Raw genomic sequence first — 16,287 nt, forward strand, 5'->3', positions numbered from 1 at the left:
CAGCGATCCCGCTACATGACACTTGAGACAATCGCCACTATGAGCGATGATCCGCTCATCAGCCTGCCAGCGGCAAGCTGATCCATTCCCGGCTCTGTCCGGAAGGCACGGCGAGCGCCGAAGCTACACCACTCCATGGGACACGATCCTGTCCCGCTCGCGCAAATCGCTTCGCAGTCCTACGGATACCGTAACTGAAACGCTCTAATCCAGCCAAATCCTTCCGAGATACCAGTTCCCACATAGGTGGTGCGAGAAAGACTCGCAGCACTCGGCACGACTCAGCCTTAAGCCCCGCCCGTTTGGTGCTCTTGAAGACATTCGAACCGTGGCAACAGATCGCCGCGCAATTGGCCAATTCGATCAACTGAAGGGCCGAACACCCAATACCAAGACGTCGCAAGGCTGGACGGCACCGGCACCGAACCACGCCCGTCAAATGACGGACGCGGCTCAGCGGGAGGCGCCGGGGGATCAGCCTATCCGATTGCCTTCGGCGGAGAAGAGGTGGATTTTCTCGGATTTGGGCGCGAGGTGAATTTGCTGGTCGGGCTTTATATCCACCCGCCGGTGCAGCACGATGGTTGCCGTCTGCGTGCCGACACGCACCGAAAGATGGGTCTCCGCACCGGTCGGCTCGACAGTCAGCACGGTGGCCGGAATGCCCGTCTCCGCAATGTCGAGGTCCTCAGGGCGGATGCCGTAGGTGCGCGCCGCGCTTTGGCTCAATTGCGGGGGAAGCGGCAGGGAAACACCGCCTTCGATACGGAAGCCGCCGTCGCTGACGCCACCCTCGAAGAGGTTCATCGACGGCGAGCCGATGAAGGCGGCGACGAAGGTGTTATCTGGGCGGTCGTAGAGATCGAGCGGCTTGCCGATCTGCTCGATGCGGCCGGCGCGCATGACGACGATCTTGTCGGCCATGGTCATCGCCTCGATCTGATCGTGGGTGACGTAAACGATGGTCGTGCCAAGGCGGTGATGCAACTCCTTGATCTCGCTGCGCATGGTCACCCGCAGCTTGGCGTCGAGGTTGGACAGCGGCTCATCAAAGAGGAACACCTTCGGATGGCGTACGATGGCGCGGCCCATGGCGACGCGCTGGCGCTGGCCGCCGGAAAGCTGTTTCGGCAGGCGCTCCAGCAGGGGTTCAAGTGCAAGAATGCCGGCGGCTTCGCTCACCAGCTTGTCGATTGTCGCCTTATCGCGCCCCTGCAGCTTCAGCGCAAAGCCCATATTTTCGCGCACCGTCATGTGCGGATAGAGCGCGTAGGACTGGAACACCATGGCGATATCGCGCTCCTTCGGTGCGACGTCGTTGACGACGCGGCCGTCGATGCGGATTTCACCGCCACTGATATCCTCCAGCCCCGCCAGCATGCGCAGAAGCGTGGACTTGCCGCAGCCGGACGGCCCGACGAGCGTGACGAACTCACCGTCCTCGATATTCGCGGAAACCCCGTGGATAATGGAGACCGCGCCGTATTGCTTCAGAACCCGGTCGATTGCTACGGATGCCATTGTCTGTCCTCCCTCACAGTTTCAATTGCCAGACGCCGGCCGCGGCGACGGCGCCGGTGAGCGTTGCCGAACGTGCGGCGGCAAAGCCCGGAATGCGTTTGGACCCCGTCCAGCGGCCGTTGTCAGCGAAGACCTCGATGGAGCCGRCATCGAGGAAGATGCGCAGGCTCGACGGTTTCGCGCCGGTGGCGACGTAACGTGGCGGCGTCTTACCGGTGCGAGCGTCGAAGACAATCGCCAGACCATCGGCATCGAGTTTCACGCCTAGATCGACATCCGGATGATCGAAGGTGAGATCGAAGGCGGCGCCCGGCTCGGTGAGATCAAGTACGATCTCGACGGCGCCGGTGCCGAGCGGCACGGTCTTGCCGGCGGCAAGTGCGGTGTCGTCCAGCAACCGATGGCGCAGGCTTTCGACGGCTGCGATCGGCGGGGTCAGCACGGTGTCGCCGTCGAGAAGCACGCGGCGCGGCAGGGTCATGGTCGTCGGGAAATCGTCCCTCTTGGAAAAATCCGACCAGTTGGCGAGCYAGGCGATGCCGACCGGCTCGTCGCCATCAACGAAGGCCTGGAAGGCATAGGCATCCGAACCGAAATCCAACTCCTGCTCGAACTCCGCAGTGAAGGTGCGGCCATCGAAACCGCCGACGGTGACGGAGGTGAGGTTGCGGCGGCCGGTGGCCGGGTCGCGGCTGGTGAGCAGACCGAAGATCAGCGCCCAGCGGGTTTCTGCGTTTTTGCCGGAAAGCGGCACAATGCAGGGGCATTCCGCCGCCGTCATGCCGAAACCGTCCTCGCGATGGATGATGCCGAGGAAGGTCCAGCCATCGGCGCCTTGCGCGTCTGCGGTTTCATAGAGCAGTACGACGCCGCCCTGCCTGTCACGGCTGCCGAGCAGCATCTTCCAGCGACCGTCCGGGCCTTTGAAGACATAGGGGTCGCGGAAATCGGTGGTGAGGTTCAAGCCTTCCGGGCGCAGCGGCATGATGGTTTCCGACGGGCCGGCGACGATGCCGTCGCGGCTGACGGCGGAAAGCTGGATTTGCTCTTCCGGTTGCCGGTCACGCACATGCTCGGTGTAAAAGACGCGGATTTCCTCGCCTTCTGGGCCGGTGCCGGGGATCGCTGAGCCGGAGAAGGCACCGCCGCGGCCATCGTCCTTTTCCGATAGATGCGCCGCCGGGAAGAGGAACATGGGCAGATGCGTCCAGCGGACGAAATCCTTCGAGACGGCATGGCCCCAGTGCATGGTGTTCCAGCGCGGCTCATGAGGATAATGCTGGTAGAAGAGGTGAACGTTTCCGCCGAACCGTCCAAAACCGTTCGGATCGTTCATCCAGCCGAAGGGCGGGCGGAAGTGGTAGCTGTCGGGCACGTCGGGGGCGGCGGTGCGCGCATCGCTGTGCAGGACGCGGATGCCCTCCTTCATCACGGTTTCCGGCCGGAAGGCATAGGCGACGGAGAGCGCTGTGGTTGTCGCATCATAAGACAGCGCGGCACGACCGCCCTTCGCGAGCGTCACAGCGAAGAACTCAAATTCCCCCGTGCGGCGGGTCGAGGGCTCGCCGATGTCGTTGCCATCGACGGCGACGAAGAGCTTCGCCTCGCAGCCGCCATGGCGCGCCTTCAGCCACAGATGCAGCACCGTGCCTTCGGTCAGCTCCGCTTCGATGGTTTCAGGTGCTGACGTTTCGGATTTTGCCTGCAGAGACATGATCAACCTTTCACGGCGGAGCCGACGAATGAACTGACAAACCAGCGCTGGAAAGCCAGATAGAGAATGAGGACGGGGATCATCATCAGCACCGAGGCGGCCATGGCGCGGTCCCAGTAGATGCTGTCCTGTCCGAAGAAGGTGGCGATGGCGACGGCAATCGGCCGCGCATAGTCGGTCTGGGTGACCAGCGTCGGCCAGAGATACTGGTTCCAGCTTTCGATGCCCATGAGGATCGAGACCGTGGCGAGCGCCGGCAGGCTGAGCGGCATGTAGATCGACCGGTAGATGCGGAAGGCCGATGCGCCATCCATTTCCGCCGCTTCATAGAGTTCCTTCGGCAGCTGCGCGAAGAACTGGTAGAAGAGGAAAACATAGAGCGGGCTTGCCACCCAGGGCAGGATCTGCACCGCGAATGTATCCGTCAGCCCCGCCCGCGACATCATGACGACGAGCGGCATGATGATGCTTTCCTGCGGGATGACATAGAGCGCGACGACCAGCGCCAAGAGCGCCGCCTTGCCGCGCAGCGAACCCCAGGCCAGGACGAAGCCCGCCATGGAATTGACGATCAGACCCGAGACGACGGTGGCGACGAGGATCACCAGCGAATTGAAGAGATATCGGCCGTAGGCCAGCTCGCCGGAGAAATGGGCGATCTCCTTGTAGTTCGACAGCGTCGGGTCGCTGACCCAGAAGGCGCGGAAGCTGCCCATGTCGGCGAGGATGCGGAAGCGGTCGTCCTTCAGGCTGGCGATCAGCAGCATGAACAGCGGCGAGATCATCACCAGCGCAATGACCAGGATGCAGAGGCTCTGCACGATGCGCAGGCTTCTCTTGCCGTTGCCCCTTGCGATTGCCAGCGGGGCGGGCTGGCTCAAAGCGATATCAGACATCGAAGCGCCTCAGGAGTTTGCGTTGCAGGAGCGCGATCAGAAGAACGATGACGAAGAGGATGACGGAAACGGCCGATGCGTAGCCGAGTTTCTGCTCTTCGAAGCCGGCGCGCACCATGTAGTGGACAACGGTTTCGGTGCTCTCCTTCGGGCCGCCCTGGGTGAGGATCGCCACCTGCGTATAGAGCTTGAAGGCCTGGATGGTCGTGATGACCAGCACGAAGACATGGGTCGGGTGAAGGCCGGGCATGGTGACGTGCCAGAAGCGTCGCAGCGCGCTTGCCCCGTCGATGCGGGCGGCATCGTATAGTTCTTCGGGAATGCCCTGCAGGCCGGCGAGATAGATGATCATCTGAAAGCCATAGGCCTGCCAGGCTGAAAGCAACACGATGGAGAACATCGCCCAGTTGGGGTCGCCGAGCCAGTCGATCGGCTGGATCGTGCCGCCGGAAAGGAAACCGACGATCTGGTTGAGCGGCCCGCTCGGATACTGGAACAGCGTGCCCCAGATGACGCAGACCACCACCATGGAGGTGATCGCCGGCAGGAAGAACAGGCCGCGCAGCAGGTTTTGCATCGGCAGCTTCTGGTGCAAGAGTAGCGCGGTCAGGAAGGCGAGGCCGCACTGCACCGGCAGCACCCAGATGGTGAAGCGCGTAACGTTCCACAGCGAGGTCCAGAACAGCGGATCGGTGAAGACGCGCTCGAAATTCAGCAGGCCGACGAAGCGCACCGGCGTCGGGCGCGGCACGAGCGGCTGATTGGTCATCGCCGTCCAGAAGGACAAGAGGAACGGCGCGATCAGGAATATCGCCAGAAGCAGAACGGCAGGCGCGATCATCGCCATTTCCTGCCAGAGCCGCCGCTTGTCGCGGCGTTTCGCCGGACGCCGCAAAGCGGGCGTGGAGGCCTGTTGCAAAGTCATTGTTTCCTCCTCATCGGTTATCCTCCCGAGATGGTCCAGGGCCGGCAGGACGAGCCGGCCCCGTCAAAACCCCTTACTGCTGCTCGTCGAAGGGCGGGTAGCCGGCGTTGTCCTCGATATCCTCGTCGATCTTCTTGGCAGCGGCCGTCAGCGCTTCCTGCGCGTCACCGCCGTTGAAGATCTTGTCGACGGCCTGCATGAAGGCCGAGGTGATCGTCGGATAGGCCGGGTGCGGCGGACGGGCGATCGCGGTCTTGGAAGCCTGCTCAAAGGCGATGGCGAGCGGACCGCCTTCCGCATAGAGCGGGGATTCGGCGGCGAAGCTTTTCAGGCCCGGATAGGCGGACTGGGTCTTGGCGTACTCCCGGTACTCCTTGTCCTTCAGCAGGAAGCTCAGAAACTTGCCGGCGATCTCAGGGTTTTCCGAGGTCGCGGAAATGCCCCAGATCCAGGTTCCGTTCGGGCTCACGCCCTTGTCGCCGATCTTTGGCAGCGGCATGACGACGATATTGTCCTTCATCGCTGCCGATGCCTCCGCGTAGAACCAGTGGCCGCCCATGGCGAGCGCGGCCGGCTGTCCCTCGGCGTAGAACTGGTTGGTGCCCGACGAAGTCGGTACGACCCAGCCCTTCTTCACCCAGTCCTGCATCATCGTCAGCGCCTTGACGCAGGGCTCGCCATCGAGCGTGCCGCTGGCCTTCCAAGTCTTGCGGTCGATCAGGTCGCAGCCGGCGCTTTCGAGCAGGGGGCCGTAGGCATAGGTGATCCACTCGGTCTTGATGCCGTAACCTCGGAAGGTGTCGATCGGCCACTTCACGCCTTCAAGCTTGGAAAGCTTTTCGAGATAGCCTTCGAATTCCTCGCGGGTCCAGGCATCGTCGACCGATTTCGGAATGCGGGCGCCAATGGCTTCAAGATATTTCTTATTGCCGTAGAGCACGACCGAGGAGTCGGTTAGGCCGATCGCATAGAGGTCCTTGTCGATCGGATAGGTGCCCTGGGCGATATTCGAATCCGTCATGTCATCGAGCAGGTCCTTGTCAATGAGCGGCTTGACGGCCTGCAGATAGCCGGACCAGACATAATTGGCGAGGAACGGAGCATCGAGTTCCATGATATCGGGCAACTGCTTGGCCATGACGGCGGCGCTGAACTTTTCGTTATAGGCATCGTGCGGCGCGTAGATCATCTCGATGTCGACATCAGGATTGGCGGCCTCGAAGCGGGCGGCAACGTCGCCATAGGCCTTCACCCAGCCGGGATCGCCCTGGTGCATAACGTGGATGACAGTCTTCGCCTCGGCAAAACCGGCGGTTGCGACCAGCGCGGCGGACGCTAGGAGTGCATAAAGTAAACGATTACCCATTGAAATGCTCATTGATATTCTCCTCCTGTTAGACACTATTCGATGTTCAGACGGATGCCCGTTCGACCAGATGGAACGGCAGTTTCCGCAGATGCGGCGGTTCGGGCTGCTCGGCCAGGAGGATCTCCATGGCAAGGCGGCCCATGGCGCGGTGCGGCAGGGCCATCGTCGTCAACGGCGGGTCCAGCCGCGAGGCAAGCTCGACCTGGTTGTCGAAGCTTGCCACCGCGATATCATCCGGAATGCGAAGGCCGGCGCGGGCGAGCGCCGCATAGACTTCCATCGCCACGCGGTCATTACCGCACAGGATGGCGTCCGGCCGTTGACCGGATTTCAGAAGCGCCTCCACATGAGAGGCAACAAGGCTTGGCGCGCGGTCGCTGTAGACGCTGCGGCGCACCGCCGGCAACACGCCGACGGGGTCGATGCCCCCCTCCTCAAGCGCCGCACGAAACCCCACCTCGCGCAGCGTGCCAGCGAGAATGCCCGGCAGGTTGATAAAGGCGATGCGTCGGCGGCCGGCGACGAGCAGATAATGCACGATCTCCCGCGCGCCGCCCTCTTCGTCCGGCACCAGCGCGGTGACGCGGCCGGCAGCCTCGCGGCAGTTGATCATGACGCCGACGGCGCCCGCCAACCTGTCCGACAGGGCGACATGCTTGTGGTACATGGCGGCATAAGCAACGGCGCGCGGCCGGAACTGCTGCACCTCGTCGAGCACCGAGCCGATAGACTGGCCGCTTCTGTGGTTGACCGCAAAGACCGCCATGCCGGCGCTGCGGGCCGCCCCGTCGAGGCCACGCACGATCTCGGTGGCGAAGGGCGAAGTGATGAGGCCGTCGGAGACGACGCCGACCAGCGGCAGCCAGCCCTGACGAACGCCACGCGCCGCAAGGTTGGTCACGTAGCCGAGTTCTTCCGCAATGGCCTTGATCTTCTGGCGCGTATCGTCCGACATGCGGGCGGAGCCGCCGTGCAATGCGCCCGAAACCGTCTTTACCGAGACGCCCGCACGTTCCGCGATGTCAGAAAGCGAGACTGCCACGATCTTCACCATCCTCCTTGGGTTAYCGATTACCCAATAGTGGCAGAGGACGCGTTTTGTCAAGCGGATATTACGCGCACTGCTCGACGTTCCGCTGGCAATTGAGGGAGAACGCCAGCCTTTCTCGACGCGGTGCGCAAGTCGATGCGGCAGGTCGCCGCCCGCCTCCGGTAATCGAAAGGCTAACTTCGGTTCTCCAAGCGGTTTGTTTTGCGCCACTCTTCGTACTCTCCGCGGGCATCGTCATGCAGCGGATAGTAGCGCTGCAACGACCCGCCCTCCATAAGCTTCGCTCGCGAGAACTCCTCCCAATCGTGATGCTTTTGCGATTCTTCGATGACCTTCGAGGCCATTGCGACTGGAAGCACCACCACCCCGTCGTCGTCGGCGACGATGATGTCGCCGGGGATGACCGTGACACCGCCGCAGGCAATCGGAACGTTGACGGCATTGGGATAGATGCTGGTCTGCACATGGTAGTTGGGAGTCCAGCCGCGCAGCCATAGGGGGAGATCTAGCTTCTCGACATTGGGCCGATCGCGCATGCACCCGTCGATTACGATGCCAGCGCCGCCTCTGCCTTTGAAATACGTCGACATCATATCGCCAAAGACGCCCGAGCTCATGTCGCCGCGCGCGTCGACCACGACCACATCGCCCTCCTGCGCGTGATAGAGCACGTGCCGGTGCAACTGCGTCTCCGGATCGGCATATTCTCCCTCGGTGAAGAGGTCCGGCCGCTGCGGCATGAACTGGAGCGTCAGCGCCGGACCGACGATCGACTTCCCGCGGTTCTGCGGCACGGGACCGACCATGTGCGGATTGCGGAAGCCCATGTGGCCAAGCGTGCCGGCAACCGTCGCGGCGCCAATTTCCTTCAGTGCGTCGATCAGGTCTTTGGGCGGTCGCGTAATGTCGGGAGTATGGGTCATTTTAGACTCCGGTGGATGAAACTACCAGTTGGTGACAGAACCGTCGCGGCGCTTCAGGTGAGGCGCTTCCCAGAAACGAAAGCTCTCCGCCTTGACCGCCTCTTCATTGACCTCGACGCCGAGCCCCGGCAGATCGCTGACCGGATAGTCGGGGCCGTCGAGCCGTGGCTGCACGGGGAAGAAGTCGGAATTATCGAAGCCCAGCTTTGCTTCGGGCGCCCTGGTCTCGAGCCAAGCGAAATTCGGAACCGCGGCGGCGAGATGGATGGTTGCGGCCGTGCAGACTGGGCCGAGGGGATTGTGCGGCATCAGGTCCACATAGTGCGCCTCGCTCCAGCCAGCCACCTTCATCGCTTCGGTGAGCCCGCCAACATTGCAAACATCGAGCCGGTTGAACTGATGGATGCCGCGCTCGATGTAGGGCAGGAATTGCCACTTGCTGGCAAATTCCTCGCCGATGGCGAACGGGATGTCGGTCATCGTGCGCAGGGATTCGTAGGCCTCGGGTGTCTCGTCCCGTATCGGCTCCTCGAGGAAATCAAGCACGCCACGGCCGAGCTTGTTGCAGAAGCTCGCCGCCTCTGCCACCGACAGCCGATGGTGATAGTCGATGCCGAGGACGACGTCGTCGCCCAGCGCCTCGCGCGCCTTGTTTAGCATGCTTGCGGTAGTGCCGATCGATTCGCGCGGCTCAAAGATGTCCTTGCTGTTTTGCCCGATGGGAAAGAAGCGGATCGCCTGCCACCCCTGTGCGCGTAGTTCGCGGGCTCGTTCGATGGCAACATCGCCTTCGGCCTCGTCACCGGTCGAGGCGAAGGTAGGAATGCGGTCGCGCTGCTTGCCGCCCAGCAGGTCGTAGGCCGGCACCCCCAACGCCTTGCCCTTGATGTCGTGAAGGGCAATGTCGATGGCGRAAATCGCCGCCTGCAGAACGCGCCCGCCTTCGAAGTATTGGCTACGATAGACTTCTTGCCAGATCCGACCAATCTGCATCGCGTCGCGGCCGATGAGAAACTCGCGATAGTGCTCGATCGCGCCGGCCACGGCCTTCTCGCGACCGCTCAAGCCGCTCTCGCCCCAGCCGAAGATGCCGTTGTCAGTCTCGACCTTGACGAGCATCTGGTTGCGCGTTCCTACCCATACCGGATAGGGCTTGATCGCCGTGATTTTAAGCTTCGTAGTCATCCACGCCCTCGTTTCACACGCATCCGCTTGATCTCAGTTGGCCTTGAGGGCCATTTCTGTTTCGCCGTCGAACAGATGCATCCGCTCTTGGTCGAACTCGAGCCAAATCTGCTCGTCGGGCGCAACGGCAATGGTCGGCGGCACGCTGACGTTGACGATGGCGCCGGAAAGAAACGCCTGGACGAAGGTGACGTCTCCGGTCGGCTCCACCGTGTAGGCCTTGGCCGGGACGCTTCCAGGCATCGCACTCTTGTGCAGCTTGATCGTCGAGTGACGTGCGCCGAGCACAACCTTCTTGGTTGTTGCCCTTGAGACCTTCTGAGCGTTTTCTGGCGAGAGCTCGAGGCGCCAGCCCTCCGCGCTGGTCAACACAGTGTTGCCGCTTGCCGTTGACGCCTCCAGCGGAACAAGGCTCATCGCCGGGCTGCCGACGAAGCTGGCGACGAACATGTTCACCGGATGGGCAAAGACCTGCGCCGGTGAATCGTATTGCTGCAGGTAGCCGCCGTTCATCACCGCCATCCTGTCGGCCATGGTCACGGCTTCGAGCTGGTCGTGCGTCACATAGATGATCGTTGCCTTGAGGTCCTGGTGGAAGCGCTTGATCTCTGAGCGCATCTGCACGCGCAGCTTCGCGTCAAGGTTGGAGAGTGGTTCATCCATCAGGAATACCGCCGGATCGCGAACGAGGGCACGGCCGAGCGCCACGCGCTGCTGTTGCCCGCCCGAAAGTTCGCGTGGCTTGCGCTCGAGCAACTGCGTCATGTCGAGCACTCGCGCTGCTTCCTTGACCTTCTTGTCGATCTCGTCCCTTGGCAGTTTGCGCATCTGCAGCGGGAACGCCAGATTTTTGTAGACCGATTTCTGCGGATAGAGTGCGTAGTTCTGGAACACCATTGCGATGTCCCGGTCCTTKGGGTCGAGGTCGTTGACCACCCGGTCGCCGATGACGATGTCGCCCGATGTGATGGGGATCAGCCCCGCTACCAGATTGAGCGTGGTCGTCTTGCCGCAGCCTGAAGGGCCGACGAGCGCAACGAATTCGCCGTCGTTGACCGTCAGCGAAACATTGTTGACAGCTTTGAAGCTGCCATAGGTCTTGACCAGATCTTTGAGGACCACGTGGGCCACCGGCAACTCCTCTAGTGCTTGACTGCGCCTTCTGTAAGGGCGCGTACGAAGTATCGTTGCAGGACGAGGAACAGGACCACGACGGGCACGCTCATCATAAAGCTGGCCGCCATCAGGCCCGGAAAGTCCGTCGTATTTTCCGAGAAAAAGCGCTGGATGCCGACCGGCAGTGTCAACTGGTCGTTCTTGGAGAGGAAGGTGTAGGCGTAGATGTACTCGTTCCACGCGCCGATGAAGGCATAGATCGCCGTGGCGATGATTCCTGGCGCCGAGAGCGGCATCACGATCAGGACAAAGGCCTGGAACCGCGTCGCTCCGTCGATGCGCGCCGCCTGCTCGAGCTGCACCGGGATGTTGTCGTAGAAGCCCTTGAGGAGCCAGATCGCCAGCGGCAGGCCGAATGTGAGGTAGGTGAGGATGAGCGACGCATGCGTGTTCACCAGCCCGATCGCGCGCATCAGGATGAAGAGCGGCACGAGAAAGATCACGGCCGGGAACATGTTGCGAAGCAAGACGGCGAAGAACAGAAAGTTTCGGCCCGGGAAGGTGAAGCGCGAAAAAGCGTAGGCCGCAGGAACTGCCACGATGACCGAAAGGATGGTCGTGGCGGTGGAGACGAAAAGGCTGTTCCAGAAGAAGCGGAGGAAGTCCTGGCCAACGCTGTTTTGCGGATCGAGCAGCTTCTGGTAGCTGGCAAGGGTGGGTTGGTCAGGCCACCATTGCGGCGGGAATTGCATGGCCGCGAAGCCGGACTTGATCGAGGTGATCAGCATCCAGATCATCGGCAACGCGGTGTAAAGCAGCATGAACACGAGGAAGATGCGTCCGCCCCACCGCCATCCGTCGATGCGTATACGGCGACGGGCCTTGCCTCGAGGAGCAGTCTCGGCAATCGTGCTCATGCGCTCCCATCCTTCCGCTCGTTACCGCTTAGCGCACGGACGTAGAAGTAGCCGAGCGACATCAGGATCAGGAACAGCAGCACCGAATAGGCCGATGCTACCCCCCAGCGCTGGCGGCCGAAGGCGAGCTCATAGATGTGGGTGATCCAGATATGTGATGCGTTCGACGGCCCGCCGCCGGTCATGATCCAAGGGATGATGAATGAATTGAAGTTGGCCACTGCCAGCAGGAGGATCGTCACCGTCGAGACGTTTCTCAAGTGCGGGAAGGTGACGTGCCAGAACCGCTGCCATGCATTGGCTCCGTCAACTTTTGCGGCGCGCAGCAACTGATCGGGAACCGTCTGCAGGCCAGCCATCATCATGATCATGGCAAACGGAAACTCCCGCCAGATATTGACGACGATCAGGGAGGGCAGCACTGTGCTGACGCTGTCGATGAAATTCGGCGGCCTGTCGGCCAATCCGAGGCCGACCAGCACCGCGCCGATAATCCCAAAGTCCGAATGGTAGATCCACTTCCAGATATAGGACGCGGCGACCGCGCTGATAACCCAGGGAATGATCAGGACGGCGCGCAGGATGCCACGGCCGACAAAGTCGCGATGGAGCGCCAGGGCGCTGGCAAACCCCAGGACAAATGAGATGAAAGTGGATCCCAGTGTCCAGATAAGAGTGTTCGAGGTGACCGTCCAGAACACCGGACTTGTGAGGATGGCGGTGTAGTTGCCGAGGCCGATGAAAGTCTTGTCCCGGAGCTGCAGGCCCGGCGGCGTATTGAAGAACGACAGCTCGATCGTATAATAGATCGGATAGGCTATGACGATGAGCATCACAGCGATCGCAGGAAGCACGTACGCGTAGTCAGCGCGATGCTCCCAAATTTTTCGCAGCACGCTGGACCCGTCGGGTTGCAGTCTTCGGCGAGCCTCGGCCTTGCCAGTCAAGATCGTCACTGTGCCCTGCCCTTATTCTTGGGAACAAACCGGCTGCAATCGAGGCGCAGCCGGTCAGATCGTCAGGCTTGGACTAGAGTCCGCCGTCCATCAGGTCTTTCACCTTCTTGGCTGCGTCATCCGCTGCTTGGTCGACCGTCATGGCTCCGGTCAGGGCATTCTGCAGCATGTCCGGGACGATGATGTTCATGATCTCGGGCGACTGTGGCAGCGCCGGGAACGGGATACCGTATGGCAGCATCGAAGTCGTGACATCAAGGAACTTGATTTTGTCCAGGCGTTCCTTCATCCATTTGGTCTTGAAGCCGTTAAGGTTTCCCGGGTTCGAGCCGGCATAGGCCATCTTCAGCGACCATTCAGGGCTCGTCCACATGCAGATGATAGCCTTTGCAGCCGGCTCGTCTACCTTGCCGCCCTCGACATATTCGGGCTTCAGGATGTGAATGTTGGAACCGCCAAACACGACGGCACGCTTGCCGTCGGGGCCAGTCGGAATCAGACCGTAGCGCATGTTGTCGATGACGGTCTGCGCCTTGTCCTTGTCGGTACCCGTCGCCTTTTTCTGCAGGTCGAGCATGACGTTGTAGTCGGACGGGTGCGAGATCATCATGCCGAGCTGGCCAGCGAGGAAGAGGGGCTGGTTGTCGGCCTGCTGGTTGGTGAGCGCCGAAACCGGAACCGACTTGTCGCGAACATACATATCGTACGAGGCTTGCAGCGCCGCCTTGCTCTGCGGGCTATTGAGCTCGACCTTCTTATAGGTCGGGTTGGCGGTAGCTTCGTCGAAGACGCCGCCGCCATAGGCCCACAGCTGCGGCATGAAGCGATACGGCGTATTGCCGGCATTCTTGCGAGCTACGAGGCCGTAACCGGCAATGCCGAGCTTGTCGTGGATCTGCTGGGAATCCTTGACGACGTCGTCCCAGGTTGCCGGAGCCTTGTCCGGATCGAGGCCTGCACGTTTGAAGATGTCGGCGTTCCAGATGAACGCCATCGTCTCGTTGTTGGTTGGAATGCCGTAGGTCACCCCGTCCCAGGTTACAGCCTTCATTGCGCCGGGCCAGAAATCCTCGGTCGAATACCCTACATCCTCGGGTTTGAGCGGCTGCAAATAGCCCTTTGAGGCGAACTCGGTGCCGCCCAGGATTTGCAGGCGGACCGCCATGGGCGCTGCATTGCCAAGGAGCGCGGTCCGGAACTTGTCCAGCAGGTCGTTATAGGTGAGGGCTTGTTCCTCAAGCTGGATGTTTGGATAGGTTTTGCGGAAGGTCTCGAAGAACTCCTTGTAATACTGGCGCAGGAGGTCGGGGTCGCCCTCGAAGACGCCCTGATACCAGAACGTCAGTCGCCCCTTGTAGTCGAGCGGGGTGACCTTGGCGCAATCGGCGGCCGTGTCAAAATCCTCTGTGCCGGCAATGGAGCGCACATATTGCGGCGACCACTTGCTCAAGTCGACCGGCGCACCCAGCGCGGACGCGGACATCAACGATACCATCAAAGCAGTGCAGACAGTGCCGCGCAGTACCGCACGGCCGAGTGAAATCCTCGTCATAAGGTATCCTCCAGGTTCTCCCATGCCGCTCTGCGTCGAGGCGAGCGGTCTTTGCTCCCCGGCCGCGGGACTTTCCACCTAATGTATCCCTTCGACCTAATCATACGTTTTCAGATTGAAGATTGTCTGTCAATCAAAGAAATCGTACATTGTTTATGGAAGCTTCGCATGATATCCGAGCAATATGTGTATTGATTGGGGACCGTCTTGGCCGGAACAAGCGATTTTAAAGCAATGCCACCCGAAGGGATCGACGCTATCGGGGCCTCCAGCGAGGGCGCCTCGCTTTATCAACTGATCAGGGAAGACATCATCGAAGGGCGGCTCGCTGCCAACGAGCGGCTTGTGGTCACCGACCTCGCCCGGCGCCACGGCACCTCAACCAACCCCGTGCGCGAGGCTCTGCAACTGTTGCGCGGGGAAGGCTTTGTCACCCTCGTTCCCAACCGCGGCGCGCGCGTGCGGCCCATAGATCAGGATTTTGTTCGGGACATCTACGAGATAGGAGTCTTGATCGAGCCGGCACTGACGCGATGGTTCGTGAATATGGCCACCGTCGAGGACATTGCTGAACTCGAACGCATCCAAGGCCTGATCGAAGACAACGACTTCGCCGACACGTTCAGGCACAGCGAGCTGGACACCGCCTTTCACACCGTAATGTACCAAAAGCACTACAACCGCCATGCCGCCGAGCTTTGGTGGAAGCATCGCGAAGTGCTTCGAGCCGTGAGCCGGCGTTTCAACTTCACGCTCGCCCGGCGTGCCGCGATCCTTAGCGAGCATCGCGAGCTCATCGCGCATGTCAAAGCGGGAAATGCGAACGAGGCAGCCGAACTCATTGCACGCCATGTCGAGGGCTCCGGCCGGCACATCCTCGAACACATGCGCGCGCGTAACGCCGCTCGGGCAGGATAGAATACATAGCCTGGAATATCGTTATCCCGACCATTTCAGTAAAGGCAGTTGAGATGAAAATCACCAGCGTCCGGCCGTGGCTAATCAGATCCGATGCTTCTTATTGGGGAGAGTATCTGTTCGTTGAGGTGACGACCGACGAGGGGGTGAGCGGCTGGGGAGAGATCACCACCACGACAAGGCTCGCCAATCGCGCCCTCTGCACGATCCTGCGGCAGATCGGTGCCGCTGTAACAGGCGAGGACCCGGCGCGTATCGAGTATCTGTGGCACAAGATATTCCGCAGCTTCACCTACATGGGCAGTCGCGGCGCCGCCGTCGAATGCGTAAGCGCCATCGACATCGCCCTTTGGGACATCCGAGGCAAAGTTCTTGGTCAGCCGATTTACGAGCTATTGGGCGGACCGGTCCGCGATGAAATCGCGCTCTACACCCATCCCAACCAAGCCAAGTTCACCAGCAAGGAGGCCGTAGTCCGGGAAATTCGAGACATCGTCGAGTCCGGCCACACTGCGCTCAAGTTCGATCCTTTCCCCCACCAGGGCCGCACCGCCGATGGACAGCCTCGCGAACAGCGGGACGGCTACCTCGATGGCAGCATGACCCGCAAGGATGAGCGCGAGGCCGCCGAACTCACGGCTCTGATCCGCGAAACGGCGGGCTCTGATGTCGACATCCTCATCGATGCGCATGGCCGGTTCGACGTTCCCACCGCCATTCGCCTTTGTCGGAGCCTCGAGGAAGCTGGTCAGATCGACTGGTTCGAGGAGCCTTGTCCACCGGAGAGCCTCAACGCTCTCAGACAGGTCCGTGAGAAGGTCAGCGCCGCTATCTCATGGGGCGAGCGCGGCCACACGAAGTGGGATTTCGTGCCGGTGCTCGAAAACAGGCTCGCCGACTACATCATGCCTGATGTCACCTGGACCGGCGGCATTACCGAACTCAAGAAGATTTCTGCCCTATGCGAAGCCTACTACATCCCGGTCTCGCCGCATGACGCCGCAGGGCCGATCAACGTGGTTGCGGGAGCGCAGGTGATGATGACCGTTCCTAATTTCTACAAACTCGAAACGTCAGAGTGGAACCTGGGCAAATACGATCACCTCATCGACAGACCACTCGATGTTTCGAACGGCAGCCTCAAGCTTACGCCCAAGCCTGGTCTCGGCGTTGAAATGAACCGCGACTACCTTCAAAGCCACGAGATAGAGCTGGACTAGCTAGCAACGCACTACGCCGCCGCA

Annotated in this window: 14 protein-coding genes; 2 read left to right on the forward strand and 12 right to left on the reverse strand. The window is 61.2% G+C overall.

Going from position 1 to position 16,287, the window contains the following annotated elements:
- Positions 1–474 precede the first annotated feature (474 nt).
- The 12 genes from AC1ECN_RS31410 to AC1ECN_RS31465 all read right to left on the reverse strand — a co-directional run bounded on the left by AC1ECN_RS31410 (position 475) and on the right by AC1ECN_RS31465 (position 14,125).
- Positions 475–1,521: an ABC transporter ATP-binding protein gene (locus AC1ECN_RS31410; RefSeq protein WP_130698662.1), complete on the reverse strand. Its 1,047-nt coding sequence runs from the start codon at positions 1,519–1,521 to the stop codon at positions 475–477.
- A gap of 13 nt (positions 1,522–1,534) precedes the next feature.
- Complete coding sequence (locus tag AC1ECN_RS31415; protein WP_477955111.1) at positions 1,535–3,235, reverse strand: glycoside hydrolase family protein; 1,701 nt, start codon at positions 3,233–3,235, stop codon at positions 1,535–1,537.
- Between the two features lie 2 nt (positions 3,236–3,237).
- On the reverse strand, positions 3,238–4,131 hold the full coding sequence (locus AC1ECN_RS31420) for a carbohydrate ABC transporter permease (RefSeq protein ID WP_018480211.1): 894 nt from the start codon (positions 4,129–4,131) through the stop codon (positions 3,238–3,240).
- Positions 4,124–5,056 (reverse strand): carbohydrate ABC transporter permease, encoded by a 933-nt coding sequence (locus AC1ECN_RS31425; protein ID WP_130725990.1) that lies wholly within the window; start codon positions 5,054–5,056, stop codon positions 4,124–4,126. The genes AC1ECN_RS31420 and AC1ECN_RS31425 overlap by 8 nt, the downstream gene beginning before the upstream one ends.
- A gap of 73 nt (positions 5,057–5,129) precedes the next feature.
- Positions 5,130–6,422, reverse strand: coding sequence for an ABC transporter substrate-binding protein (locus AC1ECN_RS31430; protein ID WP_130665760.1), 1,293 nt, complete (start codon positions 6,420–6,422; stop codon positions 5,130–5,132).
- Positions 6,423–6,468: 46 nt separating this feature from the next.
- On the reverse strand, positions 6,469–7,479 hold the full coding sequence (locus AC1ECN_RS31435; RefSeq protein ID WP_018069657.1) for a LacI family DNA-binding transcriptional regulator: 1,011 nt from the start codon (positions 7,477–7,479) through the stop codon (positions 6,469–6,471).
- A gap of 170 nt (positions 7,480–7,649) precedes the next feature.
- Positions 7,650–8,399 (reverse strand): ribonuclease activity regulator RraA, encoded by a 750-nt coding sequence (locus tag AC1ECN_RS31440; protein ID WP_027687941.1) that lies wholly within the window; start codon positions 8,397–8,399, stop codon positions 7,650–7,652.
- Positions 8,400–8,420: 21 nt separating this feature from the next.
- Positions 8,421–9,584 (reverse strand): mandelate racemase/muconate lactonizing enzyme family protein, encoded by a 1,164-nt coding sequence (locus AC1ECN_RS31445; RefSeq protein ID WP_477955114.1) that lies wholly within the window; start codon positions 9,582–9,584, stop codon positions 8,421–8,423.
- 33 nt (positions 9,585–9,617) lie between these two features.
- Positions 9,618–10,715, reverse strand: a complete 1,098-nt coding sequence (locus AC1ECN_RS31450; protein ID WP_024322992.1) for an ABC transporter ATP-binding protein — start codon at positions 10,713–10,715, stop codon at positions 9,618–9,620.
- Between the two features lie 11 nt (positions 10,716–10,726).
- Positions 10,727–11,617 (reverse strand): carbohydrate ABC transporter permease, encoded by an 891-nt coding sequence (locus AC1ECN_RS31455; protein WP_018069653.1) that lies wholly within the window; start codon positions 11,615–11,617, stop codon positions 10,727–10,729.
- A complete protein-coding gene (locus AC1ECN_RS31460; RefSeq protein ID WP_017967551.1) occupies positions 11,614–12,573 on the reverse strand; it encodes a carbohydrate ABC transporter permease in 960 nt (319 codons plus the stop codon). The genes AC1ECN_RS31455 and AC1ECN_RS31460 overlap by 4 nt, the downstream gene beginning before the upstream one ends.
- 73 nt (positions 12,574–12,646) lie before the next feature.
- Positions 12,647–14,125: an ABC transporter substrate-binding protein gene (locus AC1ECN_RS31465; RefSeq protein ID WP_018069652.1), complete on the reverse strand. Its 1,479-nt coding sequence runs from the start codon at positions 14,123–14,125 to the stop codon at positions 12,647–12,649.
- A gap of 207 nt (positions 14,126–14,332) precedes the next feature.
- On the opposite strand from AC1ECN_RS31465, the gene AC1ECN_RS31470 reads away from it, so the two are divergent.
- Both AC1ECN_RS31470 and AC1ECN_RS31475 read left to right on the forward strand, forming a co-directional pair.
- Complete coding sequence (locus AC1ECN_RS31470) at positions 14,333–15,043, forward strand: GntR family transcriptional regulator (protein WP_024322990.1); 711 nt, start codon at positions 14,333–14,335, stop codon at positions 15,041–15,043.
- Positions 15,044–15,096: 53 nt separating this feature from the next.
- Complete coding sequence (locus AC1ECN_RS31475) at positions 15,097–16,263, forward strand: mandelate racemase/muconate lactonizing enzyme family protein (protein WP_018069650.1); 1,167 nt, start codon at positions 15,097–15,099, stop codon at positions 16,261–16,263.
- Positions 16,264–16,287: the final 24 nt, after the last annotated feature.

It is taken from the genome of Rhizobium sp. 01N447_2 (genome assembly GCF_056399245.1).

Excerpts from the sequence above, each read along its gene's own strand:
- AC1ECN_RS31410 (WP_130698662.1), bottom strand. The coding sequence starts at position 1,521 with ATGGCATCCGTAGCAATCGACCGGGTTCTGAAGCAATACGGCGCGGTC.
- AC1ECN_RS31420 (WP_018480211.1), bottom strand. The coding sequence starts at position 4,131 with ATGTCTGATATCGCTTTGAGCCAGCCCGCCCCGCTGGCAATCGCAAGG.
- AC1ECN_RS31425 (WP_130725990.1), bottom strand. The coding sequence starts at position 5,056 with ATGACTTTGCAACAGGCCTCCACGCCCGCTTTGCGGCGTCCGGCGAAA.
- AC1ECN_RS31430 (WP_130665760.1), bottom strand. The coding sequence starts at position 6,422 with ATGGGTAATCGTTTACTTTATGCACTCCTAGCGTCCGCCGCGCTGGTC.
- AC1ECN_RS31435 (WP_018069657.1), bottom strand. The coding sequence starts at position 7,479 with ATGGTGAAGATCGTGGCAGTCTCGCTTTCTGACATCGCGGAACGTGCG.
- AC1ECN_RS31440 (WP_027687941.1), bottom strand. The coding sequence starts at position 8,399 with ATGACCCATACTCCCGACATTACGCGACCGCCCAAAGACCTGATCGAC.
- AC1ECN_RS31455 (WP_018069653.1), bottom strand. The coding sequence starts at position 11,617 with ATGAGCACGATTGCCGAGACTGCTCCTCGAGGCAAGGCCCGTCGCCGT.
- AC1ECN_RS31465 (WP_018069652.1), bottom strand. The coding sequence starts at position 14,125 with ATGACGAGGATTTCACTCGGCCGTGCGGTACTGCGCGGCACTGTCTGC.
- AC1ECN_RS31475 (WP_018069650.1), top strand. The coding sequence starts at position 15,097 with ATGAAAATCACCAGCGTCCGGCCGTGGCTAATCAGATCCGATGCTTCT.